Raw genomic sequence first — 11,763 nt, 5'->3', positions numbered from 1 at the left:
TCGGACGAACCGGGCGCGCGGCTGTACCGCACGGGCGACCGCGGCCGCTGGCGCGCGGACGGCACGCTGGAGCACCTGGGCCGGGCCGACTTCCAGATCAAGCTGCGCGGCTTCCGCATCGAACCGGGCGAGATCGAGGCGGTGGCACGCGCCGACGCCGCGGTACGCGATTGCGCGGCGCTAGTGCAGGAGTTGGGACCGGCCGACCAGCGCCTGGTGCTCTACGTGGCCTCGGCCGAACCGGAGGACAGCCTGCTGCCGCGCCTGCGCCGCGAGCTGGAGGCACAGCTGCCGGGCTACATGCGCCCGCAGCACCTCGTGCGGCTGGATGCGATGCCGCAGACGCCCAACGGCAAGCTCGACCGCCGTGCGCTGCCGCCGCCGCGGCTGCCTGCCGAACATTCCATGTCCGTGCGCATCCAGGCCGATGCGGACCCGCGCCGACGTTACCTCGCCCAGGTCTGGTGCGAGTTGGTGGGTGTGACCGAGGTGGCGGCCGAGGCGAACTTCTTCGATGTCGGCGGCCATTCGCTGCTGGCGGTGGAATTGGCCGCGCGCGTGCAGCGCGATACCGGCGTGCGGCTCAACCTGCTCGATATCGCCAGCGGCACGCTCGCGTCGCTGGCGGTGCAGCTGGCGCCGCCGGCCGCCGCCGGGTTCGGCGCGCGGCTGCGCCGCCTGCTGGGCCTGCATGGATGACCGCACCGATGGCCATGGCATGCATTCGCATCCAGCGCGGTCGAGGGCCGACGCGGCCCCCGTTCCGGTCGCGACCTGGCCATAATGGCTTCAGTGTTTCCAGGGCGTGGGGCAGGGGGCTGCCCGGAACAGGGGAATCAAGCATGAGGGACAGCCGCGACCACAGGCTGCTGGCGCCGGGGGCAGGTCTCGATCGGCTCGATCGGTCGTCGCCGCCGGCACGCTGGCGAAGCTGGCCAGCGAACTGCCGGCATAGGCGGCGGGAGCCGTCCGATCCGCTGCTGCTGCGCCTGCGCCGCCTGGGCGCAACTGATATGGCCACGTGCGCCGGAGCGGTCGCATGATGACCGTGGCCTACCTCGTCTTCGTCGCCTGTGCGCTTGGCCTGGCGCACGTGTTCGTGGGCTATCCGCTGTGGGTCGCCGCGCTGGCGCGGTGGTGGCCAAGGCGGGTGCGGTCGCAGGCATGGGCGCCGCGCGTCACCGCGGTGGTCGCCGTACATGACGGCGCCTCGCACATCGAGGCCAAGCTGGCCGGACTGCTCGCGTTGGACTATCCGCGCGGGCTGCTGGACGTCGTGGTGGCGTGCGACGGCTGCACCGACGACACCGCCGCGCGATGCCGCCGGTTGGGCGATGAGCGCATCCGCGTGCTCGAGTTCGACGTGCGCCGCGGTAAGGCCGCCTGCCTCAACGACGCGGTGGCGCAGGCGCGCGGCGAAGTGCTGCTGATGACCGATGTCCGCCAGCGGCTGGAACCGGACGCGCTGCTCCGCCTGGTCGCCAACCTGGGCGACCCGGCGGTCGGCGCGGTGAGCGGCGAGTTGCGGCTGTTCGACGCGCAGACCGGGTTCGCCCGTGGCATCGATGCGTACTGGCGCTACGAGAAGCTGATCCGCCGCGCCGAGAGCCGTTCCGGTTCGGTGGTCGGCGTCAGTGGAGCGCTGTATGCGATCCGCCGCGAGCTGTTCCGGCCGTTGCCGCCGGGCACCGTGCTGGACGACGTGCTGGTGCCGATGCAGGTGGCAGCGGCCGGCCGGCGCGTGGTGTTCGAGCCACAGGCGGTGGCGTGGGACGGCACCTCGCAGCAGCCGCAGGAGGAGCAACGGCGCAAGATCCGCACGCTGGCGGGCAACTACCAGCTGGTCCAACTGGCGCCCTGGTTGCTGCTGCCATGGCGCAATCCGCTGTGGTTCCGTTTCGTCAGCCACAAGCTGCTGCGCCTGCTGGCGCCGTGGCTGCTGCTCGGGCTGGCGCTGGCCGCGGCGTTGCTGGCCACGCGGCATACGTTGTTCGCCGCGATCACACTGGCGCTGGCCGCGGCCCTCGCCGCGGTGATAGTCGGCCGGCACCTACCGTCGCTGGGCGGGCGCCTGCCGGTGCGGCTGCTGACCGCGTTCTGCTACCTCAACCTGTTCGCCGCGCAAGCGCTCGTGGCGTTCGCGCGCAACCGGAGGCTGCACTTGTGGTGAGCGGATGGGGCAAGTCGTCGCGCAGCGCGCGGGCAGGCAGCGGGAAACGTCCATGTTCCCGCTGATCCTCCTGTACCTGACGTTCGTGATCATCCGTCCGCAGGACTTCCTGCCGGGCATGGGTGAACTGCCGCTGATGTCGGTGTCGCTGCTGCTGGCCTTCGTCGGCTGGCTTGCCGCCGGCGCGCGCACGCCTACCGCACCGCAGTTCCTCCTGCTGCCCTTGTTCGTGCTGATGGCGATGGCGTCGGAGGTGGCCAACGGCTGGGCCGGCGGCATGCTCTACGTGCTGGGCCAGCTCGGTCCGGCGGTGATCGTGTTCTTCGTGCTGGCCACCTCGATCACCGAACCGCGGCGCGCGGCGGCTGCCTTCGGCGTGATCGGCCTGTCCGCAATGGTGCTGGCGCTGCACAGCGTGCAACAGGCCCAGAACGGCGTGGGCTGGACCGGCATGACCCTGGGCGAGGACGGTCGCGTGCGCTACGTGGGCATCTTCAACGATCCCAACGACCTGGGGCTGCTGTTCGTGATGGCGTTGCCGATGGTGCTCTACCTGGCCTCGCGGGCGGGCTTCCTCGGCCGCTGGTTGTGGCGCGCGGGCGCGTTGCTGCTGCTGGGTGGCGTGTACCTGACGCAGTCGCGCGGCACCCAGCTGGCGGTGCTGCTGATGCTCGCGGTGTACCTGTGGCAGCGTCGCGGCACCGCGACCGCGGTCTCGCTGAGCCTAGCCGGCCTGGTCGGATTGATGCTGCTGCCGTCCTCGCGCATGACCGAGCTGGACGTGGACGAGCCCTCGGCCTTCGGCCGCGTGGATGCCTGGTACGAAGGGCTGGACATGTTCAAGAGCCATCCGCTGCTGGGCGTGGGCGCGGGCAACTTTACCGACTACAACGAGTTGACCGCGCACAACTCCTTCGTGCTGGTGTTGGCCGAGACCGGTTTCCTGGGCTTCCTGGCGTGGCTGGCCTTCGTCGGCTACTGCTTCTGGATGATGTGGCGCCTGCTGCGCTTCCATCCGGCACCGGTGGCGCTGCCGGATGCGCCAGGCCAGGCGATGGCCGCGCCCCGGCCGGCGCCGCGCGGCACGGTGGCGCGCCGCGTGCCGGCGCCTGCGGTAGCGGCGGATGCGACGGCGGCGACCGACAAGTCGCTCGCGCTTGCCCTGATGTGCGCGTTGTGCGGCTTCTTCGCCGCGGCATTCTTCCTGAGCCGCAGCTACAACATCATGCTCTACACGCTGGCGGCGATCGTGGTGGGCCACTACGCCAGCGTGCGCCAGCGGCACGCGGGCTTGCCCCTGTTCACCCTTTCCGGCAGCGGCTGGCGCTGGCTGCCGATCACCGTCGTGGCCGTGGCGGCGCTGTACGTGCTCGTCGCCGTCCTGTTGCGCACCTCATGAGCCATCGCTCGCTCGCGCTGCGCAATACGCTGTTCTCCTCGCTGGGGATCTACGTCGAGTATTTCCTCGGCATGGTCTGTGCGGTGCTTATCGCGCGCCACCTGGGGCCTCGGCATTACGGCATCTACGGCCTGTTCATCTGGTTCGCCGCGATCGGCATCGTGGTGACCAACTCGGGCGTGACCACCGGTGTCATCAAGTTCGTCGCCGAGCTGCGCGGCAGCGGCCAGGCGGAGCTGATCCGGCCCATGCTCGCGCACATGCGCAAGGTGCAGCGCTGGCACATGCTGGTGGTGCTGGGCGCCGGCCTGGTGGCGTACCTGGTGATGGGGCACCGCTTCGCCGCCGAGCTGGACCTGCTCGAGTTCGTGCTGCTGGCCGCGGCGGTGGGCATGCGCGCGCCCTACATGTTCAACATCGCCATCGCCAAGGGCTGCGAGGCCTTCGACGCCACCGCGCGGGTCACGCTGGTGGCCGCGCCGCTGAACCTGGCGCTGGTGCTGGCGGCGATGCTGCTGCATGGGGACGTCCTGCTGTTCGTGGTGATGTACGCGATCTCCAGCGCGGCTTTCCTGCTGGCCTCGCAGCACCAGGTGAGCCGGCTGTTGGCGCCGCTGCCGCGCGACGGAGCCTTGCCGCCCGAACTGCTGCAGCGGATGCGCCGGCACCTGCGCATCGTCTCGCTGACGATCATCGTGAGCTTCCTGATCGCCAGCGACGTGGAGATCCTGTTCCTCAACCTGTTCGACAGCGCGGCCTCGGCCGGCTACTTCAAGGTGGCCTACCAGCTGGCCAGCGGCATCATGCTGCTGGTGCCCGGGGTGTTCAGCGCCGTGCTGCTGCCGATGATGGCCAAGGCGCTGAGCGAGGGGCGCGCGGCCGGCGGCCGCCGCTTCGCCGCGGTGACCTCTTACCTTGCCTTGCTGGGTGCGCCGGTGGTGGCGTTCGGCGCCTGCTTCGCCGGTGCGGTGATCGGCCTGCTCTATGGCGCCGCCTACGCCGCCGCGGCGCCGGTGTTCGCCCTGTGCATGCTGGCCAGCGCGCTCAACACCTCGGCGCAGGGCGCCACCAGCCTGCTGGTGAGCGCCGATCGCCAACACGTGATCCTGTCCCTGACGCTGGCGTTCGGCGCGCTCAAGATCGCGATGGACGTGTTGCTGATCAGGCATTTCGGCCTGCACGGCGCGATGGCGGCGATCACGATCGAGGCGGCGGTCAGTTCGGTGGCCTACCTCGCACTGGGCGTGCGCGTGGGCGGGGTGTCGCTGGAGTGGCTGCGGCTGGTGCGGATCCTGCTGGCGGCAGCGCTGGCCGGGGCGCTGGCCTCGCTGGTGCTGGCGCTGCGGCTGCCGCCGCTGCCTACGCTCGCGCTGGGCGGCCCGATGCTGGTCGCCGCCTACCTGCCCCTGACCTTGTTGCTGCGCTGCTGGACGCGCGCCGACATCGAACAGCTGCAAGGCCTGCATGGTCGCTTTGCGGCCGGCCGCCCGCTGCTGTTGGGGCGCTTGCTGCACTGGTCGGGCGCACGCGCGGGGCAGGGGCCATGAACATGTACGAACAAGTGTTCCGCCGCGTGCTCTTCCCGGCCTACGAGAGCGGCCTGCGCCGGCGCCGCACGCTGGCCTACCTGGCCGCCTACGAACGTGACCAGTGGCTGGCGCCCGAGCAGGTGCGCGCCTTGCAATGGCAGCGCCTGCAACGCCTGCTCGAACACTGCGGGAAGCACGTTCCGTATTACCGCCGGCGCTGGCGCGAGCTCGGCGTCGCGGCGGCGGACATCCGCAGCCTCGACGACTACGCGCGGCTGCCCGTGCTGAGCAAGGCCGAGATCCGCGCCCACGCCGGGGAGTTCGAGGCCGACGGCTGGCGCGACCGCCTGCTCTACAAGTCCACCGGCGGTTCCACTGGCGAGCCACTGCGCTTCGGCTACACGCGCGAGAGCAACGACCGGCGCACCGCCGTGATGTGGCGCGGCTACGGCTGGGCCGGCGCGCGCATGGGCCGACGCACGCTGTTCCTGTGGGGTGGCGCGGTGGGCCAGCCGCACCCGCTGAAGCAGTTCAAGGAGCGGCTTTACCATGCCGCCTTCGCGCGCCGGATGCTCAACAGCTTCCATATGACCGACGCCAATCTCGGCCGCTACGCCGACGCCATCGATGCCTACCGCCCGGAAGTGATCGTCGGCTATGTCGGGCCGTTGGTACGCCTGGCGCAGTGGCTGCTGGACAATGGCCGACGGGTGGCGCGGCCGGTGTCGGTGCTGGGTGCGGCCGAGGCGCTGCACGACTTCCAGCGCGACTTGATCGAGCGTGCCTTCGGCTGCCCGGCGTACAACACCTACGGCTGCCGCGAGGTGATGCTGATCGCCTCCGAGTGCGAGCATCGCCGCGGCCTGCACGTCAATGCCGATCATCTGGTGGTCGAGCTGCTCGGCGCACAGCAAGGACCGGGCGAGGTGCTGCTCACCGACCTTTCCAACGAAGGCATGCCCCTGCTGCGCTACGCCAACGGCGACATGGCCACCGCGGGCGACGACACCTGCCCCTGCGGCCGCGGCCTCCCGCTGCTCTCGCGCGTGGACGGTCGCGTGCTCGACGCCATCCGTACGCCCGACGGCCGCCTGCTGCCCGGCGAGTTCTTTCCGCACATGCTCAAGGACGTGCCGGGACTGAAGCGCTTCCAGCTGGTGCAGCGCGAACTGGACCGGCTGGAGTTGTCGCTGGTCTGCAGCGAGGCGTTCGACGACGCCTCGCTGGCCTACATCCGCCGCGAGGTCGCCAAGGTGGCGGGCGAGCGCGTCGGGCTGGAGTGCCGCATCGTCGACGACATTCCTCTGACGCCCAGCGGCAAGCTGCGCGTTACCGTCTCCGCCCTCACCGCGCCTGTTGCATGAACCCTCCGAAGAACATCACCCACGTCGTCGAAAACCTCAACCGGGGGGGACTGGAGCGCGTGGTGCTGGAGCTGGTCAAGCTGCAGCACCAGCAGGGTTATCGCTGCCAGGTGGTGTGCCTGTTCGAGCGCGGGACGCTGGCGCACGAACTCGATGCGCTGGGCATTCCCGTGCATGCCTGCGGTAAGCGCAAGGGGCTGGACCTTGCCGCGCTCTCCCGCGCGCGGGCACTGATCCGCGCGCACGCCACCGACGTGCTGCATACCCACAATGCGGTGGCGCACTACCTGGTGGTACTGGCCAGCCTGGGCCTGGGCCTGGGCAAAGTGGTCAACACCCGCCATGGCATGGGCGGCATGCGGCGTTGGAACCGCGCCGAGATGCTCTATCGCGCCGGGCTGGTGCGTACCGACATCGTCACGATGGTCTGCGAGGCGGCGGGCAACGGCGCGATCGAACGCCGACTGGTCCCGCGCGGCAAGTTGCGGGTGGTGCCCAACGGCCTGCGCGTGCAGGAATTCGCCACCGTTTCCCCCTCCGCACGCCTGCATCTGCGGCAGATGCTCGGGTTGCCGCCGCAGACGCACCTGGTGGGTACCGTGGGGCGGCTCAACTGGGCCAAGGACCAGTCGAGCCTGATCCGCGCCTTCCGCCGCGTGCACGAACAGCTGCCGGACAGCGCGCTGTTGCTGGTCGGCGATGGCAATCTGCGGGCGGAGCTGGAGTCGTGCGCTCGCAGCGAGGGTGTGGAGGCAGTCGTGCATTTCCTGGGCGACCGCAGCGACGTGCGCGAGCTGCTGCAGGGGTTGGACGTGTTCGCCCTGTCCTCGGTGAGCGAGGGGTATTCGATGGCCCTGCTCGAGGCCAGCGCGACGGCCTTGCCGATCGTGGCGACCGACGTGGGCGGCAACCGCGAGATCGTGCGCGACGGCGTGACCGGCTGCATCGTGCCGCCGCGTGATGTCGAGTCCCTGGCACAAGCGATCCTGGGCCTGATGCGCGATCCGGACCGCGCCGCACGACTCGGCGCCGCGGCACGGGCGATGGTGGAAACCCGCGGCTCGCTCGAGGCGGTGGCGGCACGCTATGCCGAGCTGTACGGCGCAGCGGAGAAGGGCGCATGAAAGTGCTGGTGCTGACCAACCTTTTCCCTACACCCTGGGACCCGCTGCGCGGCGCGTTCAACCGCCAGCAGTTCGAGCGCCTGGGCCGGCGCCATACGGTCGAGGTGCTGGCCGCGGTGGACTTCCGCGAGCGCCTGCGCGGCGCTCGCGGCCGCGTGCAGGTGCCGGGGCTGCGCACCGACCACTTCGTGTTCGTCTACCCGCCGCGGGTGGGCCGTGCGCTGCATGCGGTGTGCTGGCTGGCCTCGCTGCTGCTGCAGCGAGGGCGGCGACTGCGCGCGGCCGGCTACGACTGCATCCTCGCCAGCTGGGGCTATCCCGACGCGGTCGCCGCCGGCTGGCTGGCGCGCCTGCTCGGCGTTCCCTACGTGGTGAAGGTGCACGGCAGCGACCTGAACGTGCAGGCCACGCACGCCCTGCGCCGGCCGCAGATCCGCGCGGCGCTGCGCGGCGCCGCGGCCGTGGTGGCGGTGAGCCGTGCGCTGGCCGGCAAGGCGGTCGCGCTGGGCGCGGACGCGGCGCGCGTGCACACGCTCTACAACGGTGTGGACGGCACGCTGTTCGCCCCAGGTAGTCGGGATGCCGCGCGGACGCAGCTGGGCATAGATGCTGCGGACGCGCCACTGCTGCTGTACGTCGGCAATCTCAAGGAGAGCAAGGGTTGCATCGACCTGCTGGAGGCCTTTCCCGCTGTGCTGGCGGCGCGGCCGCAGGCGCGGCTGGTCTACGTAGGCGACGGGCCGTGCCGCGGCACGCTGCTCGCGCGCGCCCGTGCGCTCGGCGTCGAGGTGCGGCTGCAGCTGGTCGGTGCGATGCCGCACGACGCGCTGCCGGGCTGGTTCCGCGCCGCCGACGTGCTGTGCCTGCCCAGCCACAACGAGGGCGTGCCCAACGTGGTGCTGGAGGCGATGGCCTGCGGCACGCCGGTAGTTGCAACGCACGTGGGCGGTATCCCCGAGGTGGTGCCCGGGCACGCCGGCCGGCTGGTGCCGCTGGGCGACCGTGCGGCACTGTCGGCGGCGCTGGTCGACGCAGCCACCCGCCCGTGGGACGGCTCCGCCATCGCCGCACACGCACGCGGCTTCAGCTGGGAGATCAATATCGATCGGCTGGACGGAGTCCTGCAGCAGGCGACCGCGCCGGCGAATACGGCGACGGAGGCGCTTCCATGAGGCTCAAGCCATCGCGGCGACAGTTGCTTGGCCTGCTGCCCGATCGGCTGGTGCTGGTGCGGGGGCCGCGCACACCGGGAGCGCTCTATCTCACCTTCGACGACGGCCCTCATCCGGAGCACACGCCCCGGCTGCTGGATCTGCTGGCCCGGCACGGCGCGCGGGCGAGCTTCTTCCTGGTCGGCCAGCGGGTCGAGCGGCACCCGGCGCTGGTCGAGCGCATCGTGGCGGAGGGCCATGCCCTGGGCAATCACTCCTACAGCCACCCGATGTTCCACCAACTCGGGCTGCGCCAGCAGTTGGACGAGGTGGAGCGCACCGACCGCCTGCTCTCGAATTTCGACCACGCTGGGTCCTACCGTTTCCGGCCGCCGCGCGGCAGCATGTCGCCGGCGCTGTTGCTGGCCTTCGCGCGACGCGGCCGGGGCATCGCCTACTGGTCCTACGACAGCCTGGACTACCAGTCGCGCTCGCCCGGCGAGCTCGCGGGGCTGCTGGCGCGGCGGCCGCCGGCCGACGGCGACATCGTGCTGATGCACGACGACAGCGGCTGCGCGGCGCAGATCCTGGAGCGCATGCTGCCCCTCTGGCGCGCCGGCGGCCGCCACCTGCTCGCCCTGCCGAAGGTGCGCGCATGAGGATCCTCTACCACCACCGCACCCGCGGCCGCGACGTCGAGGGCGTGCACATACGCGGCGTGGTGCATGCGCTGCGCGGGCTGGGCCATCAAGTCACCGTGCTGTCCTTTCCCGGCGCCGACCCGGAGCAGGAACCGGTCGCCGGCGCCTCGGCGCGCAAGGGCCGGGGACGCCTCGGCGCCTGGGTCTCGCGCATGCCGGGCGTGCTGTTCGAGGTGCTGGAGCTTGCCTACAACCTGGTCACGCTGTTACGCATGCGCCGCGCCTTCGCGCACATCCGGCCGCAGCTGGTGTACGAGCGCTATTCGTTGTTCCTGTTCGCCACCGTGTGGCTGGCGCGTCGGCACGGCATCCCGGTGATCCTGGAGATCAACGACTCGGCGCTGGTCGAGCGCGTGCGGCCGTTGTGGCTCAAGCACCTTGCGCGGCGCATCGAGGGCTGGTGCCTGCGCCGTTGCACCGGGCTGGTGTTCATCTCCAGCTATTTCAAGCACCAGGCCGAGGCCGCCTATGGCCCGATCGCGCCCTCGGTAGTCTCGCCCAACGCGGCGGACCTCGCGCACTTCGACCCGGCGCGCCACGACCGCGACCGCCTGCGCGCCGAACGCGGCGTAGCTGGCAAGGTGGTGTGCGGTTACGTCGGCGCGTTCGTGCACTGGCACGGCGTGAACGGTTTCGTTGAGGCGATTGCCGCGCGTCTGGCCGAGTCGCCCGAGCTGGTGCTGCTGCTGGTCGGCGACGGCCGCACGCTGGGGGAAGTCCGCGCGCTGGTGGAGGCGCGCGGCCTTTCCGACCGCATCCTGCTGCCCGGCCGTGTGCCGCACACCGAGATACCTTCCTGGATCGCCTGCATGGACTACGCGGTGTTGCCCGATTCCAATCACTACGGCTCGCCGGTGAAGCTGTTCGAGTTCATGGCGATGGGAGTGGCCATGGTGGCGCCGGACTACGTGCCGGTGGCCGAAGTGGTCGCCGACGGGCAGACCGGCTGGCTGTTCCCGCGCCGGCAGCTGGACGCCTGCGTCGAGCGCGTGCTGGAACTGGCGCTGCGCCCGGACGAGCGCCGGCGCGCGGGCGCGGCGGCGCGCGAGTACATCGTGCGCGAGCGCCAGTGGCGCAACAACGCCGAGCAGCTGCTCGGCCTGCTGCCGGAGGCCGGTTGATGGCCGCCTTCCTCGCCCTCGCCTTCGCTTTCTTGTTGTTGGCCGTCGCCGCACTGGCGCTGGCGATCCGCTCGCGCAACATGCAGATCTGGCTGGGCAGCTACCTGCGCCGCCGGCCACCCGCGCCTCCGGCGGACGGCCCCGTGCACGTGATGTTCTGCTTCGTCGACCACTTCGAGCCCAACTGGGGCCGCGTGGACCTGGCGACCCAGCGCGCGCGCGTCGACCGCTGGTGCCGCGACTACCGTGCGCTGGCCGGCCGCCATCGCGACGCGGACGGCCGCCCGCCGCAGCACAGCTTCTTCTATCCCGAGGAAGAGTACGTCGAGGAACACCTGGACAAGCTCGCCGCGCTCTGTGCCGAAGGCTACGGCGAGATCGAGATCCACCTGCACCACGACAACGACACGGCGGAGAACTTCACCGCCACCATCGAACGCTTCAACGCCCTGCTGCACGAACGCCACGGTGCACTGCCGCGCGACCCGCTCACCGGCCGGCTGCGCTTCGGCTTCATCCACGGCAACTGGTGCCTGGACAACTCGCGCGCCGACGGGCGCTGGTGCGGCATCAACAACGAACTGGTGCTGCTGCGCGAACTTGGCTGTTATGCCGACTTCACCCTGCCGTCCGCACCCAGCGAGACACAGACGCGCATGGTCAACGCGATCTATTACGCCACCGACGACCCGGCGCGGCCGAAATCGCACGACAGCGGCACGCCGGTGCGCGTGGGCGGCATGCCCAGCGGCGACCTGATGATCGTGCAGGGACCGCTGGGGCTGAACTGGCGCGAGCGGCGCTTCGGCCTGGTCCCGCGCATCGAGAACGCGGACGTGCGCCGCGGCTGCCCGCCCACGCCCGCGCGGGTGGATCACTGGGTGCGCACCGGCATCCACGTCGAGGGCCGGCCGGAGTGGGTGTTCGTCAAGGTGCATACCCACGGCACCCAGGAGCGCGACATGGACACCCTGCTGGGCGAGGCCGCCGACGCCATGCACACGCACCTGGAGCGCGCCTACAACGACGGCGTCCGCCACGTGCTGCACTACGTCACCGCGCGCGAGATGTACAACATCATCAGGGCGGCCGAAGCGGGCCTGTGCGGCAACCCGGGCGACTACCGCGATTTCGAGCTGCCGCCGCCGCCGCATCGGGCCATCGAGCCGGCCGCGGCCGCAGGGGCTGCAGCCGGATAGGCGCG

General features: G+C 70.9%; 10 protein-coding genes. All 10 read left to right on the top strand.

The annotated features are described in order from the left end of the window. A partial coding sequence (locus tag VGU65_RS12870; RefSeq protein WP_327476323.1) for a non-ribosomal peptide synthetase occupies positions 1–699 on the top strand: 699 nt, incomplete at its 5' end. A 340-nt stretch (positions 700–1,039) separates the two neighbouring features. Then, positions 1,040–2,170, top strand: a complete 1,131-nt coding sequence (locus VGU65_RS12865) for a glycosyltransferase family 2 protein (RefSeq protein ID WP_327476320.1) — start codon at positions 1,040–1,042, stop codon at positions 2,168–2,170. 52 nt (positions 2,171–2,222) lie between these two features. Next, a complete protein-coding gene (locus VGU65_RS12860) occupies positions 2,223–3,569 on the top strand; it encodes an O-antigen ligase family protein (protein WP_327476318.1) in 1,347 nt (448 codons plus the stop codon). After that, positions 3,566–5,116, top strand: a complete 1,551-nt coding sequence (locus VGU65_RS12855; RefSeq protein ID WP_327476316.1) for an oligosaccharide flippase family protein — start codon at positions 3,566–3,568, stop codon at positions 5,114–5,116. The genes VGU65_RS12860 and VGU65_RS12855 overlap by 4 nt, the downstream gene beginning before the upstream one ends. After that, complete coding sequence (locus VGU65_RS12850; RefSeq protein ID WP_327476314.1) at positions 5,113–6,462, top strand: phenylacetate--CoA ligase family protein; 1,350 nt, start codon at positions 5,113–5,115, stop codon at positions 6,460–6,462. Before VGU65_RS12855 ends, VGU65_RS12850 begins: the two co-directional genes overlap by 4 nt. Continuing rightward, entirely contained in the window at positions 6,459–7,586 is a 1,128-nt protein-coding gene (locus VGU65_RS12845) for a glycosyltransferase (RefSeq protein ID WP_327476312.1), read from the top strand. Before VGU65_RS12850 ends, VGU65_RS12845 begins: the two co-directional genes overlap by 4 nt. Then, positions 7,583–8,758, top strand: a complete 1,176-nt coding sequence (locus VGU65_RS12840) for a glycosyltransferase (protein ID WP_327476310.1) — start codon at positions 7,583–7,585, stop codon at positions 8,756–8,758. Before VGU65_RS12845 ends, VGU65_RS12840 begins: the two co-directional genes overlap by 4 nt. Continuing rightward, on the top strand, positions 8,755–9,396 hold the full coding sequence (locus tag VGU65_RS12835) for a polysaccharide deacetylase family protein (RefSeq protein WP_327476308.1): 642 nt from the start codon (positions 8,755–8,757) through the stop codon (positions 9,394–9,396). Before VGU65_RS12840 ends, VGU65_RS12835 begins: the two co-directional genes overlap by 4 nt. Then, positions 9,393–10,559: a glycosyltransferase gene (locus tag VGU65_RS12830; RefSeq protein ID WP_327476306.1), complete on the top strand. Its 1,167-nt coding sequence runs from the start codon at positions 9,393–9,395 to the stop codon at positions 10,557–10,559. The genes VGU65_RS12835 and VGU65_RS12830 overlap by 4 nt, the downstream gene beginning before the upstream one ends. Continuing rightward, complete coding sequence (locus VGU65_RS12825; protein ID WP_327476304.1) at positions 10,559–11,758, top strand: hypothetical protein; 1,200 nt, start codon at positions 10,559–10,561, stop codon at positions 11,756–11,758. Before VGU65_RS12830 ends, VGU65_RS12825 begins: the two co-directional genes overlap by 1 nt. Positions 11,759–11,763 lie beyond the last annotated feature (5 nt).

The organism is Frateuria sp. (assembly GCF_035943815.1).
GTDB lineage: Bacteria > Pseudomonadota > Gammaproteobacteria > Xanthomonadales > Rhodanobacteraceae > Frateuria_A.
This window is presented reverse-complemented; position numbering and strand designations above follow the sequence as displayed.